Here is a 19,380-nt window from a genome sequence, read left to right on the forward strand (position 1 = left end):
GTTGATAGGTTCGGTGTGGAAGCGCGGCAACGCGTGGAGCTGACGAATACTAATCGGTCGAGGACTTATCCACACATCTCTTAGCAAACATGCGTATTCAGTTTTGAAGGAATAAGAAGAAAAGCTGTATTCCCGATTACTTTTGCGAGTAATGGAGAATGCAGCTTTTTTTGTGTACCTTGGAACACAAGGACGTACCCACAAGGAAAATCGAACACAGCTTAGCCGTCACAAAAGGGAAGGCCATGCGGGAGCGAAGAGTTTTTTTGCTGGATCTGTCTCATAATAACAGTGGGATAGCTAGACATATGGTGCTCCAAAAAAAGCTCCACAAGATAGCGTTCAGCAACGCCGTGGGATAAGACCAGCTCTCCCCACCACTCTGTTTCATATCTGCAAAGCATGCTCAGCAAATACAGCAGCAAGAAGTGGCTTGCCCACTCGGGAAGAGGAAGCGAATCCGACGAGCCGTTCCAAAAGAAAAGCCGGTGCTCTTGCCAGCGAAATAAAGGGTGTTGATCTAGTGCGGACAGAGCAGTTTCAGGAAGAAGTATTCGCTTTGCATTCCCTTCTCGCCAGCTTAATTGTAAACGCGAGCTATCTGGCGCGACCCTGTTGATGTATTGAACGAAGGTTTCCGCTGAGTATGCCAACGGCCCGTCCATTTTTTCCGGAAAAGCAATCTCGGCCCACGATTGGGTGTCAGAGGAAGCTTGATCGGCTGTATGAGTTTTGCTCCAGTGTACTTGCAGCCAATGCTGCGGCTTTTCGGACAGAGCGGCGTAGACATCGCTGATTGCCGGTATGGAAGCAAACAAATCGTGCATCGAATAGCGATCCTGCATAGGGGAAAGATGAAAAAGCTGGGCCAATAGAGCAAAAAAGCCTTCTTTTTGCGGCCGGACCTCATCCTCTAGCAGCAAGTAGGTGTTTCGCTTCAGCTTCCGCGTGGTGACCCCGTGCTGGAGCACCCGGCTGTTTTGCGGATAGGACGGATCGCGCGTAAGAAGCATTCCCTTCAGCAGATGGGAGCATCCATAGAAGAGCAGCAACGGCTGGATCGACAAGTCCGCAGTAGCTGCTGTCGTATAAAACTGCCTCGCTTGCTTCCATAAAAAAAGAAAACGGGAACTTTGCTGAAAAGCCAGGCGCTCAGCATGCTCCAAGCCCATGCTGTCGTAGCAGGACGTCAAATATTTACGGGCAGTAGGCTCCGTCTCGAAAAAACGGAACATTTTCCAGGCAGAATTCATCGTAACCACCTTTCAATAACTTTCGTGATCTGGTTGCTTTTGCTAGTAATTTTTTTGATTTATCTGTCTAATAAACTCCATAACCGAACATTTCACTCATTCCTTGACAGTAAATTATGCCGTTTGTTAAACTGTCTTAAAAATATTTGCCGAGAGGGGCTTTCTACCGTGCGGGAAGATAAATTTGTCAAAGAAGGGCTAACATTTGATGACGTGCTGCTCATTCCAGCAAAATCAGAAGTTTTGCCAAGGGATGTGGACGTTCGCGTAAAACTGAGCGAGACTGTCCGCCTGAATATCCCTCTGATTAGTGCCGGAATGGACACGGTAACGGAATCAGCCATGGCGATTGCTATGGCCCGTCAAGGTGGGATTGGTATCATCCACAAAAACATGACGATCGAGCAGCAGGCGAGTGAAGTAGACCGCGTGAAGCGCTCGGAAAGTGGCGTCATTACCAACCCGTTTTCTTTGACCCAGGATCACACCGTGGCAGAAGCGGATGCGCTGATGGGCAAATACCGCATTTCCGGCGTGCCGATTGTCGATGAAGAAAAGCATCTCATTGGGATTTTGACCAACCGCGACTTGCGTTTTGTGCATGACTACTCGACACCGATCAAGGAAGTCATGACAAAAGACAATCTGGTTACAGCATCAGTAGGAACAACACTCCAGCAAGCCGAAGCGATCCTCCAAAAGCATAAAATCGAAAAGCTGCCGCTGGTCGATGAAAATAACATTTTGCGTGGACTCATTACTATTAAAGACATTGAAAAGGCGATCCAATACCCGCAAGCAGCCAAGGACCCGCAAGGACGCTTGCTGTGTGGTGCGGCAGTAGGTGTTTCAGCAGATACGTTTGAACGTGCAGCAGCGCTCGTACATGCAGGCGTGGATGTACTTGTCATCGACACAGCGCATGGACATTCCAAAGGCGTCATCGATACCGTAAAAGCGATTCGCAAAGAATATCCAAACCTGACCATCGTGGCAGGAAACGTTGCGACTGGACAAGCTACCCGTGACTTGATCGAAGCAGGGGCATCCGTTGTAAAAGTCGGGATTGGTCCTGGCTCCATTTGCACGACCCGCGTCGTAGCCGGTATCGGTGTTCCGCAAATCACTGCCATTTACGATTGCGCCCGAGTAGCGCGCGAGTACAATATTCCAATTATTGCCGACGGCGGCATTAAATACTCCGGCGATTTGCCAAAAGCAATCGGGGCAGGCGCTTCGGCGATTATGATCGGCAGCCTGTTTGCCGGAACAGAGGAAAGCCCGGGCGAGTTCGAGATTTTCCAAGGCCGCCGCTTCAAGGTGTACCGCGGAATGGGCTCGATTGGCGCGATGAAAGCGGGCAGCAAGGACCGTTATTTCCAGGAGAACGAGCAAAAGCTTGTTCCAGAAGGAATCGAGGGCCGCGTTCCTTACAAGGGGCCATTGGCAGACGTGACCTACCAGTTGATTGGCGGGCTGCGCGCAGGTATGGGCTACTGCGGAGCGAAAACGATTGAAGACTTGATTCAAAACTCGCAGTTTATCCGTATCACAGGTGCGGGCTTGCGCGAAAGCCATCCGCACGACGTGCAAATTACGAAGGAATCGCCAAACTACTCGATTTCATAGGTTAAAAGGAACTACCCCCCTTTCTGGAGAGAAAGGGGGGTTTAGTTTAAAAGGCAACTAGTGGCAAGCAAAATTCATACAAGCCACGGTGAACGTACACTATCTTCTATAAACAGCAATTTCACCCTCGGAGGAAATATTTCCTATTATTTTCAGGCGATAGTTTCCTGGATCCACGGAAACCGGGTCTGTATAATCAGTGTTACCTTTTGGAGCAGCTAATTTGCCTAATTTAATTGTTTTTTCTACTTTGCCATTTTCGCTTAATTTTTCGATGTAAACCGTTATGTCACAATTACTTTTTGAAGCAGATAATCCAGCGTTAGCTTTTCCAAAGAGATGGAAGGTGTCGCGACCAATATATGTGCCTCCCTGTGTTACACTAAAAGCTCTCCAGTCAAGCTCAATGCTCATCGTACTAATGTCCTTTTTAATTTGTTGTTCCACAAGGGAAGCGTTATCACTTTTTTCAACTGTTGCATGAGCAGAGACTGGATTGATAACAGCCAAACCAAGAACGAGTGAAGCAAAACTAAATAGCACTTTCTTCATGAGATAAGCCTCCTTGATTCATTCAATATATTTCCAATTTTACCATAAAATATTTGAGTTTCAATTATATATTATATATCCAATCAATTACCTATTAATGAGCCTATTTGGACTTCAATGCGATCGTAATGGTATGTTAAACTTACACTTGGTGCGCAATTACCTTATGAACTAATGACAGAAACTGGAGAGTGAGAAGAAACTATGAAGCGAACTACTTGGAAAAAACGACTGACAGGTTTTATCCTTTCTGTCGCAATGTTTGCAACCGGAATGGGAGGAGCAGCGACGAAGGTGGAAGCAGCACCTGCAACTGATCTACAACTGGCAGCCAAATCTGCCATTCTGTTAGAGGCATCGACAGGAAAAATACTATACAGCATGAATCCAGATGCCCCTCTGCCTCCTGCTAGCATGAGCAAGATGATGGCAGAATACCTTGTACTAGAAGCGGTTAAGGAGAAAAAAATCAGTTGGGATGAGAAGGTACCTGTTAGTGAATATGCCTTCTATGTGGCAAGAATCTCGGATACCTCTGGAGTGTACCTGAATCTAGGGGAGTCCTTCACGGTTAGGGAGCTGTACAATGCCATGGCTGTCGTTTCTGCCAACGACGCAACTGTACTGCTTGCTGAAAAGATAGCGGGCAATGAAGCGAATTTCGTGCAGATGATGAACAAAAAAGCTGCCGAGTTTGGTATGAAAAACACCTCTTTCGTCACATCCAGTGGCTTGCCAGCGAATGAACTGGGGCCGTACTCCATCAAGACCGATCAAGTGGAAAATCTAATGTCCGCTCGTGATTCGGCCATCCTCGCCAGAAACCTGATTCGTGATTTCCCGGAAGCGTTGGAAGTATCGAAGATCCCGCGTTTTACCTTCCGTCCCGGTTCTAAAAATGAATTGAAAATGGCGAACAACAACTGGATGTTGCCTGACCTCCCCAATTACTATCCGGGTGTAGACGGATTAAAAACAGGTTATACACAAGCAGCAGGTAATTGCTTTACTGGTACTGCAGTTCGTGATAACATGCGCTTGATTTCTGTTGTAATGGGAACAGACAGCAAAACAAAACGCTTCGTGGAAACAAAAAAGCTTTATGACTATGGATTCAGCAATTTCAAATTAACGAAGCAATTGGACAAAAATGTTTCTGTAAAAGGTTTTGAAACTGCACCTGTAACGAACGGAGTAGAACTCAACGTACCCGCAGTAACTGCCACCGAAGTAAACATGCTGACCAAAATCGGAGCAGAGACAAAATTCACGCCAACCGTTACGTATCAAGAGCTGACCGCACCAATCAAGCAAGGCCAGGTGGTCGGTAAGCTCGTACTGAAAGAAGAAGGAGCGAAAGACGCCGACTACCTGCAGCCGGAAGACGCGGCAAAAGCAGGCGCAGATATAGTAGCCAGCCAGGAAGTCGAAGAGGCGAGCTGGATTCGTTTGTTCTTCCGCAGCATCATTCAATTTTTCAGCAATTTGTTCAGTAGCGGAACAGGAAATTAAATAATGGTTGTTTTCCCCCTCATCTATCGTTTACAATGACGATAACAAGGAACCATAACAGAGCATAACAGTTACGGTTCTGACTTCATGATGTAGGGGGAATTTTCACATGGTACAAGTAGGAACGTCCCGCGTAAAAAAAGGTATGGCTGAGATGCAAAAAGGCGGCGTCATCATGGACGTCGTAAACGCTGAGCAGGCAAAAATTGCTGAAGCTGCCGGTGCCGTAGCTGTCATGGCATTGGAACGCGTACCTTCTGACATTCGTGCAGCCGGTGGAGTAGCTCGTATGGCTGATCTCAGCATTGTGGAGGAAGTACTGAACGCTGTTTCGATCCCTGTTATGGCAAAAGCTCGTATCGGACACTTTGTCGAAGCGCGCGTACTGGAATCGATGGGTGTCGACTATCTGGACGAGAGCGAAGTTTTGACCCCGGCAGATGATTTGTACCACATCAATAAAAAAGAATTTACCGTGCCGTTCGTATGTGGCGCGCGTGATCTGGGCGAAGCTCTTCGCCGTATCGGTGAAGGGGCGTCCATGATTCGTACCAAAGGCGAGCCAGGAACCGGAAACATCGTAGAAGCCGTTCGCCACATGCGCACGATGATGGCTCAAATCCGCAAAGTGCAAGCGATGTCTTACGATGAGCTGATGGCAGAAGCGAAAAATCTGGGTGCCCCATACGAGCTGCTGGAACAAGTACACAAAACCGGCAAGCTGCCTGTAGTGAACTTCGCGGCTGGTGGCGTAGCGACTCCGGCAGACGCGGCGCTGATGATGCAGCTCGGTTCTGACGGCGTGTTTGTCGGCTCGGGGATTTTCAAATCGGAAAACCCGGAGAAATTCGCCCGCGCGATCGTTGAAGCGACTACGCACTACACAGACTACGAACTGATCGCTCGCGTATCCAAAGGTCTGGGAAGCGCCATGACGGGAATCGAGATTTCCAAAATTCGCGAAGCAGACCGCATGCAAGAGCGCGGCTGGTAAGGTGAGCAGAATGAAAATCGGTGTACTCGCTTTGCAAGGGGCTGTAGCAGAACACTTGCGCATGCTGGAAGAAGCAGGGGCGACAGCCGTTCCCGTAAAAAAGGTGGAAGAACTGGACGAGCTGGACGGATTGGTTCTCCCAGGCGGAGAAAGCACGACGATCAGCAAGCTGATGCACAAGTACGGATTCATGGAGGCGCTCCAAGAGTTCGGAAAAGCAGGAAAGCCGATCTTCGGCACTTGCGCAGGCGCGATTCTTTTGGCCAAACAGATCGAGGGGCAAGATGATTGCCATCTCGGGCTGATGGATATCAAGGTGGAACGCAACGCGTTTGGCCGCCAAAAGGAGAGCTTCGAGGTGACAATGCCTGTGGCTGGTGTGGGTGCAGATTACCCGGCAGTGTTCATCCGGGCGCCATATATTATGGAAGTCGGAGAAAACGCAGAAGTGCTGGCCAAGTACGAAGAAAAGATCGTGGTAGCACGAGAAGGCCACTATCTGGCGGCCGCCTTTCACCCGGAATTGACGGAAGATGCAAGACTGCACAAATACTTCCTCGACATGGTGAAAGAATACAGAAGCTAATAAAAGCCAAGCTTGCATGAAAAGATCGGCATTGACAAAATGCCGGTCTTTTCTTTTTGGTACAAGATGATGGCGGAGCGCCCTTTACATACGTATAGAACCTGTAGTACAGTTAACAATAGAAGTATGTATGAATGAGAATGCGATGATGAGAACAAGTACTTCACATCAACCTGGTGTAGAGAGTCGGTGGTAGGTGCGAACCGATCCGGTATGTGAGGGAATCCATCTCGGAGTGGCAAAGGAATGAACTTTGCCCGGAACCGTCCCGTTATGACGGATGGAGTGGATAGATGCGCCAGGGTTGGGCATGTATCAACGAGGGTGGCAACGCGGGTACACAACACTCGTCCCTTATTAGGGGACGGGTGTTTTTTGCATTTTTATTATGGATTCGGAGGGATTCGAACATGTTGGACGTAAAAGTACTGCGGCAAGATTTGGAGGAAGTAAAACGCCGTTTGGCGCATCGCAATGAAGATATTTCCGCTCTGGATCAATTTGCAGAGGTCGATGAAAAACGCCGCCAAGTGATTCAGGAAGCAGAGGCGCTGAAAAATAAACGGAATACCGTGTCTGAGCAAGTAGCAGTCATGAAGCGGAACAAAGAGAATGCCGACCACCTGATCGCGGAAATGAAAGAAGTAAACGAACGCATCAAGAAGCTGGACGAAGAGCTGCGCAAGCTGGATGAGCAGTTGGAATTCATTTTGCTGAGCTTGCCAAACCTGCCGCACGAAAGCACGCCGATTGGGACTTCTGAAGACGACAACGTGGTGGCATGGACGTGGGGCGAGCCGCGCAGCTTTGGCTTCGAGACCAAACCGCATTGGGAGCTGGCCAGCCAGGCAGGGATTCTCGATTTTGAGACGGCTGCAAAAGTAACCGGAAGCCGCTTTGTCTTTTACAAAGGACTGGGAGCTCGCCTGGAGCGCGCATTGATGAACTTCATGATGGACCTGCATGCCACCGAGCACGGATACGAGGAAGTCATCCCGCCATACATCGTAAACCGCGCAAGCATGACCGGAACCGGACAGTTGCCGAAGTTTGAGGAAGATGCTTTCAAGCTGGAGGGACCAGACTACTTCCTGATTCCTACCGCAGAGGTGCCTGTCACCAACATGCACCGGGATGAAATTATGGATGGAGCAGATTTGCCGCGATACTATGCTGCTTTCAGCGCTTGTTTCCGTTCGGAAGCGGGATCGGCTGGTCGCGATACACGCGGGCTGATTCGCCAGCACCAATTCAACAAAGTGGAGCTGGTGAAATTCGTCAAACCGGAAGATTCGTATGATGAGCTGGATAAGCTGGTGAAAAACGCAGAGAAGGTACTGCAACTGCTTGGACTTCCGTACCGTGTCATGAGCATGTGCACGGGCGACCTCGGATTTACGGCAGCGAAGAAATTCGATCTGGAGGTATGGATTCCAAGCTCGAATACGTACCGCGAAATCTCGTCTTGCTCGAACTTCGAAGACTTCCAGGCTCGCCGCGCCAATATTCGTTTCCGCCGCGACACCAAATCGAAGCCGGAATTCGTGCATACACTGAACGGCTCGGGCCTCGCCATCGGCCGTACAGTAGCGGCGATTTTGGAAAACTACCAGGAAGCGGACGGAAGCATCACCATTCCGGAAGTGCTGCGTCCGTACATGGGCGGAGTAGCAAAAATCGAGCCGAAATAAGCGGGGGGAAGAACCCCATAAATAAGCACAGCAGCCTTTGATCTTTGTTTGGATCAGAGGCTGCTTTCTTTTTGGGCGGCGAAAAGGCGAGAGAGCAGGGGGAAAAGGCAGCTTGGAAAATGTGTTCTAATACAGTTATAATTTTTAGAAAATTGTGTTGCACTGTACTAATCTCTGTTATATAATAAAAACAAATCAAAAGAACATTGTTTTAATACAGATATGGAGGGAATGGGAAATGGACTGCTATCGGTGTGAAGGAAACGGCGAACAGAATTGCCCACGATGCGGAGGCGTTGGTCATGATGACAACGGAGCGGCTTGCCATCATTGCTTGGGGGACGGACATGTGAGCTGCAGTCATTGCAGTGGCAGCGGATATCAGGATTAAGCCATTTTTTTTGAACCTTCTGTACTATAATAATTCGGCAAAATTCGATCTGTACCATAATAATTCAGATGTTATCAAGGGAAGGTGAACAGGTTTGACTACGATTCCAACCAATCCATATCCGCTGGAAATTCAGATTACCGGCGAGATGCGCTCCGGCTTCGAGGATATTCTCACACCGGAAGCGATCCAGTTCGTCATCAAGCTGGAGCAAAAATTCGGCGACAGAAGGCAGCAATTGCTTGCCGCTCGCGAGGAACGCCAATTGAAAATAGATGCGGGGCAACTGCCCGACTTTTTGCCGGAAACAGCCGAGATTCGCAACGGAGATTGGACGGTAGCTCCGCTTCCGCATGATCTGCTGGATCGCCGAGTGGAGATTACCGGGCCGTCCGGCGACCGCAAAATGGTTATCAACGCACTCAATTCGGGCGCACGTCTCTTCATGGCAGACTTTGAGGACGCAAACTCGCCTACTTGGGAAAATACGATTCAGGGCCAGATCAACATGAAGGACGCTGTCCGCCGCAACATCTCATACACCAGCCCGGAAGGAAAGCAATACACCCTCAATGAGAAGACAGCGGTATTGATCGTACGGCCGCGTGGCTGGCACCTCGACGAAAAACACATCCTTCTCGATCAAAAGCCGATTTCCGGCAGCCTGCTCGACTTTGGCCTCTACTTTTACCACAACGTCGATGCCTTGATCGCGAACAAGACAGCCCCGTACTTCTACTTGCCGAAGCTGGAAAGCCACCTGGAAGCGCGCCTCTGGAACGATGTATTTGTGTTCGCTCAGGAGGAGCTGAATATTCCGCGCGGGACGATTCGGGCGACGGTTCTGATCGAAACGATTCTCGCTGCCTTTGAGATGGATGAGATTTTGTATGAGCTGCGGGAGCATAGTGCAGGCCTGAATTGCGGGCGTTGGGATTACATTTTCAGCTACATTAAAAAGCTGCGGAATCAGCCGGATGTCATCACCCCTGACCGGGCGCAAGTGACGATGACGGTTCCGTTTATGAGGGCCTACACCACTTTGGCGGTGAAAACGTGCCATAAACGCCAGGCTCCTTGCATCGGCGGGATGGCGGCCCAGATTCCGGTGAAAAACGACCCGGTCAAAAATGAAGAAGCGCTCGCCAAAGTACGCGCTGACAAGGAGCGGGAAGCCTACGACGGACACGACGGTACGTGGGTAGCCCATCCCGCCCTGGTGCCTGTGGCGATGGAAGTTTTCAACCGTTTGATGAGGGAGCCGAACCAAATCTGGTATAAACGCGAGGATGTGCAGGTGTCGGCAAGCGACCTGCTGGCTGTACCAGAGGGCGTCATCACAGAAGAAGGCGTGCGCACCAACATCAGCGTAGGCTTGCAGTACATCGAAGCGTGGCTGCGCGGGTATGGCGCAGTGCCGATCCACAATCTGATGGAGGATGCGGCGACCGCGGAAATTTCCCGGGCTCAGGTGTGGCACTGGATTCGCCATCGACAAGGTGTGCTCCAGGATGGCCGAAAGATCACCGAGGGTCTGGTCAAGCAATGGCTGAGCGAGGAATTGCAGGCATTGAAACAAGCGATTGGCCAGGAGCGTTATGAAAACAGCAAATTTCAGGTTGCCGGCGAGCTGTTCCTGAAGCTGGTGACAGAGGACGACTTCGAAGATTTTCTGACTGTACCGGGCTATCGCTATCTTTAATAACAATCATAAAAAAACGAGTGGGGGAAAAAGAAAATGAGCAAACAAACAAAGCAGGAAGCGATTCAACAGATTGAACAAAGCTGGCAAACCGAGCGTTTCCAGGGAATTACCCGGACGTATTCGGCTGAGGACGTTTACCGTCTGCGCGGGTCTGTGCAAATCGAGCATACGTTGGCTCGGTTGGGTGCGGAGCGACTGTGGAACCTGCTGCATACCGAGCATCACATCAAAGCGTTGGGGGCTTTGACCGGGAATCAGGCCATCCAGCAAGTAAAAGCGGGACTGAAGGCGATTTACTTGAGCGGCTGGCAAGTGGCGGCAGACGCGAACCTCTCCGGTCAAATGTATCCCGATCAAAGCCTCTACCCGGCAAACAGCGTTCCTCATGTCGTAAAAAGAATCAACCAGGCTCTGCAGCGTGCAGACCAGATCGACCAATCCGAAGGCGGTACAGATACGTACTGGTTTGCTCCGATTGTCGCTGACGCGGAAGCGGGCTTCGGCGGGCCACTGAACGTGTTTGAGCTGATGAAAAGCATGATCGAAGCGGGAGCTGCCGGCGTGCATTTTGAAGACCAGCTCGCTTCCGAGAAAAAATGCGGCCACATGGGCGGGAAAGTGCTGATCCCGACGCAGGCTGCTGTCCGCAACCTGATTTCCGCTCGCTTGGCTGCTGACGTCATGGGCGTTCCGACCATCATCGTAGCGCGTACAGACGCAAACGGCGCTTTCCTGATTACGAGCGACGTCGATCCGCAAGACCAGCCGTTTCTCACCGGCGAGCGCACTCCAGAAGGCTTTTTCCGCCTCCGCGGGGGGCTGGACGCGGCGATTGCCCGCGGACTCGCTTACGCTCCGTATGCAGACCTGATCTGGTGTGAAACTTCCGAGCCAAACCTGGAGGAAGCACGCCGCTTTGCAGAAGCGATCCATGCCCAATATCCAGGCAAGCTGCTTGCCTACAACTGCTCCCCGTCCTTCAACTGGAAGAAAAAGCTCGACGAGGAATCGATCGCTCGCTTCCAGGAGGAGCTGGGAGAGATGGGCTACAAGTTCCAGTTCGTAACGCTCGCAGGCTTCCACGCCCTGAACTACGGCATGTTCGAGCTGGCGCGCGGCTACCGCGATCGCGGAATGGCTGCTTACTCCGAATTGCAGCAGGCTGAATTTGCAAGCGAGGTTCACGGCTATACCGCGACTCGCCATCAGCGTGAAGTTGGCACTGGCTATTTCGATGAAGTAGCGCAAGTGATCGCTGGCGGAACTTCTTCGACCACAGCTTTGACCGGGTCTACAGAAGAAGAGCAGTTCGCTCACAACTAAACAGAAGAAGCACGATAAACGGACTAGGGGTGCGACTACCCCTAGTTCTTCTTCGTTTTTCAACAAGAGTGAAAACGATCATCGCTTTTTTTCGGACGCGACGCGGTTCTCTGGCAGCAGAGGGCCGCTTTTCTTTTTTCACAGAGTCTTAATCGCTTCTTTACAACCCATTTATATCAGTTTCATTTTGGTTGTTTACGATGATAGACGAAAAAACAAAACGATCAAACACAAATAAAAACGAAAAGGGGCCTTAAAAGATGAGAGGGAACCAGTTGGGCTGGAAACGAACCGTTGCTGTCGTAACATCCGTTTTACTGCTTGCCGGATGTGCCACCGAGACGAAATCAGACGCTACTCTGGATACGTCGCAATTGACCCTGGAGCAAATCGTGGAAAAAGCGAAGCAGGAGGGCGAAGTCAACTCTGTAGGGATGCCGGACACGTGGGCAAACTGGGGAGAGACATGGGGCAATCTCCAGAAGGAATACGGCTTGAAGCATACGGACACCGACATGTCGAGCGCAGAGGAATTGGCCAAGTTTGAAGCAGAAAAAGAAGACGCCACAGCAGATATCGGCGACGTGGGCATCGCATTTGGACCGTTAGCCAAACAAAAAGGGCTGACGCTGCCTTACAAAACCTCCTACTGGAACGACATTCCCGACTGGGCAAAGGACGATGAAGGGCACTGGGTGCTCGGCTATACTGGAACGCTCGCTTTTCTCACCGACAAGACCAAAGTGCAAAATCCTCCCAAGTCGTGGGCTGATCTGAAAAGCGGAAGCTACAAGATCGCGATTGGCGACGTCATGAAAGCGAATCAGGCGCAGTTTGCCGTTCTGGCCGCCGCCTATGCCCACGGCGGAGACGAGAAAAATATTCAGCCCGGCGTTGACTTTTTTGCTGACCTGGCGAAAAACAAGCGACTCAGCACGAGCGACCCGAGCCTTGCCAATCTGGAAAAGGGCGAAATCGAAGTCGCCATCGTGTGGGACTTCAACGCGCTCGGCTACCGTGACAAAATCGACAAAAACCGCTTTGACGTCATCATCCCGGAAGAAGCATCGGTCAGCAGCGGGTACGCTACGCTTATCAACAAGTACGCCAAGCATCCGCACGCCGCGATGCTGGCACGTGAATACATCCTCTCCGATGCCGGACAGTCCAATCTGGCTCGCGGCTATGCCAGACCCATTCGCGCGAATGCCAAGCTTGACGAGTCTGCCAAGGCCAAGCTGCTCCCGGAAGAAATGTACAAAAATGCGCGTCCGGTTGGCGATTTGAATGCATGGGAAGAGACAGCGAAAAAATTGCCGCAGCTATGGCAAGAGCAGGTGTTGATCCATGTCCGCTAACAAGCTCGCCATGATTGTGCTCGACGGATTGAGATTCGACACGGCTGTCTCGCACATGGGGTACATGCATCATCTGGTCGAGTACGGCTTCGCTGCCCGCTTCCAGGTGCGCTCGGAATTGCCCAGTCTCTCCCGGCCTTTGTACGAGGTTCTTTTGACGGGAACCCCTGCGTGGAAAAACGGGATTTCCAGCAATCAGGCGGTGCGGCTTTCGCATCAGGAGAGTCTGTTCCACCTGACGCGCAAAAACGGGATGTCCAACGCTGCTGCCGCTTATTGCTGGGTGAGCGAGCTGTACAACAAGGCTCCGTTCAGCCCGTTTCACGACCGCATCCAGTTGAACACGGACAAGCCGATACAACACGGGATGTTTTACTGGGAAGATCACTATCCGGATACTCACCTGTTTGCCGACGCCAACTTTTTGTTGCATGGATTCAATCCGGATTTTCTTTACGTCCACTCCATGAACATTGACGATGACGGCCACAAGCATACGGCTGATTCCGCGCGCTATCGCAACCGCGTTCTGGCGGCAGATTCGATCCTGGCAAACGTGCTTCCCGCGTGGATCGACGCGGGCTATCAAATAATCGTAACAGCCGATCATGGAATGACAGCGGACGGAAATCACGGCGGTACGTCTAGCGCTGACCGGGACGTTCCCCTGTTTGTCATCAGCAACCGGGTATCTCCGGGGATACGCGAGGTGGCGATCCCGCAATTGCAGGTGGCTCCGTTTGCCTGCCAACTGCTCGGCATCTCCCCCTCGGAAGCGATGCAGCCATTGACGGTATCCGGGCAGAGCAAGACGTCTCCCTGAGGGGGCGTCTTTTCCGCTCAGAAAGGAGCTTTTGCGATGAAACGATTTGTCAGCATGCTTTTGGTCACGACGATTCCGTTTTTTGCGATGATCGCGCTGTTTCTGCTCGCCCCGTTGCTTTCCATGATCGGTGGGAGCTTTCAGGCCGAAGGGGACGGCGGTTTTACATTCAGTCACTATCGCGAGATTTTTGCCAATCCGTACTACTTGCAGGCATTTGAAAACAGCGTGCTCATCTCGCTCTTGTCTTCGCTCATCGGAATCGTCGCTGCTGTTTTCGCTACCTATGCGATTACCCGCTTCCCGCAGTCTCTGCAACAGCGAGTGCTCGTCATTACGAACCTGACCTCCAATTTTGCAGGTATCCCGCTCGCTTTTGCCTTCATTGTCCTGTTGGGCAACAGTGGCCTGTTTGTTTTGCTCGCGAAGCAACTGGGGATTGATTTCGGACAATCGTTTACGCTTTATTCGTGGAGCGGGTTGACGCTTGTTTATATTTACTTTCAACTGCCTTTGGCAGTGATGCTGCTGTATCCTCTGTACCACGCCATTCAGAAGCAGTGGATGGAAGCGGCCGAGCTGCTTGGGGCAAGCCCCTGGAATTTTTGGCTGCGGATCGGTTTCCCGGTACTACTGCCAGGCATCGTCGGCACATTCAGCATTTTGTTTGCCAACGCGATGGGGGCCTATGCTTCGGCTTACGCGCTCACCGGGAGCAACTACAATCTCGTGCCGATTCGGATTGGCGCGCTCGTCTCCGGCGACATTTTTGCCAGACCCGAGCTTGGTAGCGCGCTTGCTGTCCTGCTCGGCCTGACGCTTGCCGCAGCCCTGCTCGTGAACGAGTGGCTGACGCGGAAGATACGGAGGGATTTGTCTTGAAGCGGATTGGTTTGCCGTCCTTGTCGTTTGCGTTGGTCATGCTGTATTTGTTTTTGCCTGTAGCGGCTACCGTGCTGTATTCGCTGGCAACCGAGTGGAACAGCACGGTTTTGCCGGAAGGGCTTACGGGAAAATGGTTCGCGGAGCTGTATGGCGACCCGCGGTTTTTGCAGGCATTCGGACGCTCCTTTTTGCTTAGCTCCCTGACGACTGTCGCTGCCGTCGTCATTATCGTTCCGGCTGTTTTTTCAATCGTCGTCTACGCTCCCCGGCTGGAGAGGCTCGTTCAGCTTTTTGTCATGCTCACCTACGCCGTTCCGGGTGTCATTATGGCGGTCGGCCTGATTCGCACTTATTCAGGCAACGGGGTTCCGATGATTTTCATCACGGCCGGAGCGTATCTGGTCGGTCTTCTGCCGTATCTGTATCAGGGAACGCGGAACAGCCTGCTTGCTCTGCAAGCCCGTTCGTTGATGGAGGCGGCCGAGCTGCTGGGCGCGAGCCGCTGGCAGGCGTTCGTGCGGATTATCGTTCCGAATATCATGTCCGGGATTCTCGTGTCTGCGCTCTTGTCGTTCTCTATTTTGTTCGGGGAATTTGTCCTGATTAACATTTTGGTGGGCGGCAGATTCGAAACCTTGCAGTTGTATTTGTACGCCAAGCTATCGACAAGCGGGCATATCGCCAGCGCGATTACCGTCACTTATTTTGCCCTGATGGCTGTCATCACCGGGCTGATTGTAAAATTCACGCGCCGAAGTTTCGCACGCAAGGAGGTTTCTTGATGAGTTACGTCCAAATCGAACATCTGTCCAAAACCTTTGACGGCCAAAACGTGCTGAAGCAGCTCGAGCTTGCCATTGAAAAAGGCGAGCTGGTTACCTTGCTTGGCCCCAGCGGGTGCGGCAAAAGTACGTTGCTCCGCATCCTCAGCGGTCTGACTGCCCCTGATACGGGCACGATCTACATTGACGGCAAAGACGTGACAGACGTGTCGCCCAAAAACAGGGAGATCGGCATGGTGTTCCAATCGTATGCGCTTTTTCCCAATCTGACGGTCAGTCAAAACATTGCCTTTGGCCTGGAAATGAACAAAATCCCGAAGGCGGACATTCGGCAGCGCGTGCAGGAAATGATCGAGCTGGTGGGGCTTACGGGAAAAGAGCAAAACTATCCGCGTGAATTGTCTGGCGGTCAGCAGCAGCGCGTGGCACTCGCCCGTTCTCTGGTCACGCGGCCCAAGGTGCTTCTGCTGGACGAGCCGCTCAGTGCGCTGGATGCGCAGATTCGCAAAAATTTGCAAAAGCAACTGCGCACGATTCAACGCGAGCTGAACATGACGACGGTGCTGGTGACGCACGATCAGGAAGAGGCCATGGCTGTCAGTGACCGCATCTACATCATGAATGGCGGACGAATCGTTCAGCACGGCAGTCCGCATGAGATATACACCCAGCCACGCTCGGAATTTGTCGCCCGTTTTATCGGGAATTACAACGTACTGACCGCCGAGCAGTTGAACCGAATCGCGCCTGATCTGGCCGCTCCGGCAGCCGAACGCTTCGCCATCCGTCCGGAGACGTTTCGCGAACAGCGGATGGCTGCGGAGGACATCCGCTTGACCGGAAATATTGCCCATGTAACCATGCTCGGCAACGTTACCCGTTACGAGCTGAACATTGGCGAAGTTCCCGTGCTGGTGGACTCCCTGCACCTGTCCTATGAGCCGGAGCAGGCAGGCGCAACCAAAACATTGTACTTATGTCCCAAGGATGTGATTCCGCTTTATGACACTATTGCCTGAAGAACGACAGCAAGTGATTTTGGACGAACTGAACCGCCACGGTAAAATTCAGGTGATGAATCTGGCCAAAAGCCTGGCAGTGACGCCGGAGACTATTCGGCGCGATCTGGACCAACTGGAACAGCAGCGCATGCTAAAGCGAGTGTACGGAGGAGCCATCCCTTATCATTTGGCGAATCGGGAGCCGCACTTTGAAAAGAAACAGGCGATTCAACAGGCGGCGAAAACGAAAATCGGGCAAATCGCGGCAGAGCTTTTATCTGACGGAGACACGATCGCGCTCGACGTCGGGACGACGACACTGGAGCTGGCGCGTGCGATCAAGGGTCTAAACCAGTTGACGATTGTCACCAATTCGCTGCCTGCTGCTTCTTTGTTAAACGAGCTGTTGGAAGCGAACCAATTCAACGGGCAGGTAATTATGCTGGGCGGCCTGACCCATCCCGCGCAACAATCCGTCGCCGGGGCGTTTACGTGCGAGCTGCTCTCGCGCTTTCATTTTGACAAAGCGTTTATTTCCTGCGGAGGAATGACGGCTGACGGCTTTACCGACTACGACATGGAAGAAACGTTGTGCTCCACCATGATGGTGCAACGCGCCGAGCAAGTCTACGTATTGGGGGACGCCTCCAAGATCGGCCAAACGCAATTTTTCCGCATTTGCGGCTGGGCGGATGTCAGCGCGGTCGTCTGTGACCAGCCGATGCCGGATGAATGGCTCTCGTCGGGCATGCAAACCACATGGATAAGCGAACATCCGCGAAGGAGAGACTTCCCATGCTGATCGACTACCATCTTCATCTGGAAGAAGGGCCTTATTCGTTGCGTTGGCTCGAGCGTACCAATGCGGCTCTCGACTACTTTTACCCGTTGACTGAACCTCGACATACCCGCGCCTGGCTGCAGGACAGTCTGGCGCGATTAAATAACCGTTTGTCTCTGGGCGCATACGATCCGTCCTGGCTCGATCTGTATTTGCGGGAGGCGCTGCACAAAGGCTTGAAGGAAGTGGGGATTGTCGATCATTTATACCGCTTTCGCGAAGCCCGTCCGTACTTTGAGCAGTTTATGGAGCTTGGCGACACTGATTTGGGCCGTTTGCAGCGCACCTGGCTCAATCAAGTGTGTACCGAGAGCCTCGGCGACTTTTGCGCCGCCATCGAGGCAGCAAAGCCGCGCTGGGCGGCAAGCGGCGTGGAGCTGCGGCTGGGGATCGAAGCGGATTACTTCGTCGGCGGGGAAGCGGAATTGCAGTGCTTGCTGACAGGCGCTTCGTGGGATTATGTAATCGGCTCTGTTCACTTTTTGCACGGATGGGGCTTCGACAATCCCGAGACGCGCCATCTGTTTGAGCAGCATGACCTGAAGCAGCTATACGCGGACTTTTTCCACACGGTCGAATGCATGGTCAAAAGCGGGCTGTTCGACTTTGTCGCCCATCTGGACAATCTGAAAGTGTTCTCCTATCGCCCTGCGGAGTCGGAGCTTGTTTCGTATTACCACAGGATCGCCGCCGCTTTGAAAGAAACGGATACGGCGACGGAGATCAACGCGGGGCTGTATTACCGCTATCCCGTACAGGAGATGTGCCCCAGCCCGGCTTTTCTGGACGTTCTCGTGGCGCATGGCGTTCCGCTGACGCTCTCGTCGGATGCGCATTTTCCCGACGATATCGGGAGGTATGTGGCGGCGAATTTGGAGACGATTCGTGCGCTTGGGGTGGCGGAGGTTGCTACTTTTTCTGGTCGTCAACGGGTTATGAAGGCGATTCGGTAGAGCCGGTTAGCCGGTTGTAGGTGCTGGGTGGAGCGGGGGCCTGGCTGTTGCTGTGCTTGTTTGGCCAGATTGGATTGGCGGTTTGTGTGGGCTGGATAGGGGAAGTAGTTTGATTTGGGCAGGTGTATTTTTTGATGCCAAAAGCCTTGGGATTCGGGGATTCCAAGGCTTTTGGCGTTGGCGGTGATTTCGCTTTTGGAACCTTCCCGTGATCTGGCGCCCAACCAAGTACAATTGCTATGGGCATGGCGATAAATCGTAACCGGGAAGGTGTGTTAGTGTCTTGATGTTGTTGGTTGTGGCGGCGTGTGGTGTAATCGTGTTGCAGTAGGCTGGGAAGATGGCCGCTGGATTTGCCAAAAAGTAGTCGGGTGCATATAATAAGAAGGTGGGTGAAGCGTCAGCCGAATGCTTTTGCCACGCCACTAACGATATATGTCCCCGTAGCTCAGCAGGATAGAGCAACGGTTTCCTAAACTGTAGGTCGGAGGTTCGAATCCTCTCGGGGACGCCATACATGAAAAAGCCTTGAGCTATCAAGGCTTTTTTCTATTTTTATGGGGCGATTGAAAATCAGCAGTTTATGTTTTGAAATGAGGTTTACTGTGGTTTCAATCGGCATGAAACTGTTGGTGTAATTGTCCAACGAGGTGTCGAATTTATCATTTGGAGGAGAAATGATGATTAGAGTAGTTACCTGTACGGGGATTTGAAAACGATAATATTGTTCCGTCAATGCTAAGTCTAGAGGATCGTATAGTTTTTCTGGTGCGCAAAAACATTGGACATGAAGAAATGTACTTCGATAAGCTTGTGAAATACAATGTACTTTCAAATGAGTTTGACGAGTGGTTTTTTACGAAGCCAGTTGGCGTTGCAAGTAATCATTAGTGGAACTCATTTTATGTACTATGCCTCAACAGAATGGGACCATAATGATGTATGCATAGTGATATTAATAAAGTGATATTAATAATTTGTGAATAACATTTAGAAAAATCAATTTTCTGCAAGTATAGTCGTTTATCCAACACTAACGAGATTTTATATAAGTTTATTATTATATAATTTTATTGCTTCACAAAATACAATATGTTATAT

Annotated in this window: 16 protein-coding genes, 1 tRNA gene and 1 other annotated feature; of the genes, 15 read left to right on the forward strand and 2 right to left on the reverse strand. The window is 51.4% G+C overall.

The annotated features are described in order from the left end of the window. Positions 1-221 precede the first annotated feature (221 nt). Positions 222-1,253: a YaaC family protein gene (locus AC3WJN_RS23530; RefSeq protein ID WP_007781278.1), complete on the reverse strand. Its 1,032-nt coding sequence runs from the start codon at positions 1,251-1,253 to the stop codon at positions 222-224. A gap of 168 nt (positions 1,254-1,421) precedes the next feature. Here AC3WJN_RS23530 and guaB point away from each other — a divergent pair, with 168 nt between their 5' ends. After that, positions 1,422-2,882 (forward strand): IMP dehydrogenase, encoded by a 1,461-nt coding sequence (guaB, locus tag AC3WJN_RS23535; RefSeq protein WP_007781275.1) that lies wholly within the window; start codon positions 1,422-1,424, stop codon positions 2,880-2,882. A 99-nt stretch (positions 2,883-2,981) separates the two neighbouring features. On the opposite strand, the gene AC3WJN_RS23540 is transcribed toward guaB, so the two are convergent. Further along, positions 2,982-3,434, reverse strand: a complete 453-nt coding sequence (locus AC3WJN_RS23540) for a hypothetical protein (protein WP_327921608.1) — start codon at positions 3,432-3,434, stop codon at positions 2,982-2,984. A 204-nt stretch (positions 3,435-3,638) separates the two neighbouring features. Between AC3WJN_RS23540 and AC3WJN_RS23545 the strand changes: the two genes are divergently transcribed. The 14 genes from AC3WJN_RS23545 (at position 3,639) to AC3WJN_RS23610 (ending at position 18,793) form a co-directional block, all read left to right on the forward strand. After that, a complete protein-coding gene (locus AC3WJN_RS23545) occupies positions 3,639-4,946 on the forward strand; it encodes a D-alanyl-D-alanine carboxypeptidase family protein (protein ID WP_025844407.1) in 1,308 nt (435 codons plus the stop codon). Positions 4,947-5,055: 109 nt separating this feature from the next. Further along, the gene (gene pdxS, locus AC3WJN_RS23550; RefSeq protein ID WP_005833554.1) at positions 5,056-5,940 is read left to right on the forward strand and encodes a pyridoxal 5'-phosphate synthase lyase subunit PdxS; all 885 of its coding nucleotides are present in this window, start codon (positions 5,056-5,058) and stop codon (positions 5,938-5,940) included. Positions 5,941-5,950: 10 nt separating this feature from the next. Continuing rightward, positions 5,951-6,526 carry a pyridoxal 5'-phosphate synthase glutaminase subunit PdxT gene (gene pdxT, locus AC3WJN_RS23555; protein WP_310670331.1) on the forward strand — a complete coding sequence of 192 codons (576 nt, stop codon included), beginning with the start codon at positions 5,951-5,953 and terminating at the stop codon, positions 6,524-6,526. Between the two features lie 136 nt (positions 6,527-6,662). Beyond that, positions 6,663-6,884 (forward strand) — a binding site (T-box leader). A 52-nt stretch (positions 6,885-6,936) separates the two neighbouring features. Beyond that, positions 6,937-8,217, forward strand: a complete 1,281-nt coding sequence (gene serS / locus AC3WJN_RS23560; RefSeq protein ID WP_005833557.1) for a serine--tRNA ligase — start codon at positions 6,937-6,939, stop codon at positions 8,215-8,217. 485 nt (positions 8,218-8,702) lie between these two features. After that, positions 8,703-10,310, forward strand: a complete 1,608-nt coding sequence (aceB, locus tag AC3WJN_RS23565; protein ID WP_005833558.1) for a malate synthase A — start codon at positions 8,703-8,705, stop codon at positions 10,308-10,310. Positions 10,311-10,346: 36 nt separating this feature from the next. Continuing rightward, entirely contained in the window at positions 10,347-11,636 is a 1,290-nt protein-coding gene (gene aceA, locus AC3WJN_RS23570) for an isocitrate lyase (protein ID WP_005833559.1), read from the forward strand. Between the two features lie 260 nt (positions 11,637-11,896). Next, entirely contained in the window at positions 11,897-12,994 is a 1,098-nt protein-coding gene (locus AC3WJN_RS23575; protein WP_005833560.1) for an ABC transporter substrate-binding protein, read from the forward strand. Beyond that, positions 12,984-13,817, forward strand: coding sequence for an alkaline phosphatase family protein (locus AC3WJN_RS23580; protein WP_007776211.1), 834 nt, complete (start codon positions 12,984-12,986; stop codon positions 13,815-13,817). Before AC3WJN_RS23575 ends, AC3WJN_RS23580 begins: the two co-directional genes overlap by 11 nt. A gap of 36 nt (positions 13,818-13,853) precedes the next feature. Continuing rightward, the gene (locus AC3WJN_RS23585) at positions 13,854-14,699 is read left to right on the forward strand and encodes an ABC transporter permease (RefSeq protein WP_005833563.1); all 846 of its coding nucleotides are present in this window, start codon (positions 13,854-13,856) and stop codon (positions 14,697-14,699) included. After that, the gene (locus AC3WJN_RS23590) at positions 14,696-15,484 is read left to right on the forward strand and encodes an ABC transporter permease (RefSeq protein WP_309479884.1); all 789 of its coding nucleotides are present in this window, start codon (positions 14,696-14,698) and stop codon (positions 15,482-15,484) included. Before AC3WJN_RS23585 ends, AC3WJN_RS23590 begins: the two co-directional genes overlap by 4 nt. Then, on the forward strand, positions 15,484-16,503 hold the full coding sequence (locus tag AC3WJN_RS23595) for an ABC transporter ATP-binding protein (RefSeq protein ID WP_309479886.1): 1,020 nt from the start codon (positions 15,484-15,486) through the stop codon (positions 16,501-16,503). Before AC3WJN_RS23590 ends, AC3WJN_RS23595 begins: the two co-directional genes overlap by 1 nt. Next, complete coding sequence (locus AC3WJN_RS23600; RefSeq protein ID WP_005833566.1) at positions 16,487-17,287, forward strand: DeoR/GlpR family DNA-binding transcription regulator; 801 nt, start codon at positions 16,487-16,489, stop codon at positions 17,285-17,287. The genes AC3WJN_RS23595 and AC3WJN_RS23600 overlap by 17 nt, the downstream gene beginning before the upstream one ends. Then, a complete protein-coding gene (locus tag AC3WJN_RS23605) occupies positions 17,281-18,279 on the forward strand; it encodes a histidinol phosphate phosphatase domain-containing protein (RefSeq protein ID WP_122952835.1) in 999 nt (332 codons plus the stop codon). Before AC3WJN_RS23600 ends, AC3WJN_RS23605 begins: the two co-directional genes overlap by 7 nt. A gap of 437 nt (positions 18,280-18,716) precedes the next feature. Then, positions 18,717-18,793, forward strand: a tRNA-Arg gene (locus AC3WJN_RS23610). Positions 18,794-19,380 lie beyond the last annotated feature (587 nt).

The sequence above is a fragment of the Brevibacillus sp. FW306-2-1A-C05A genome (assembly GCF_058781555.1).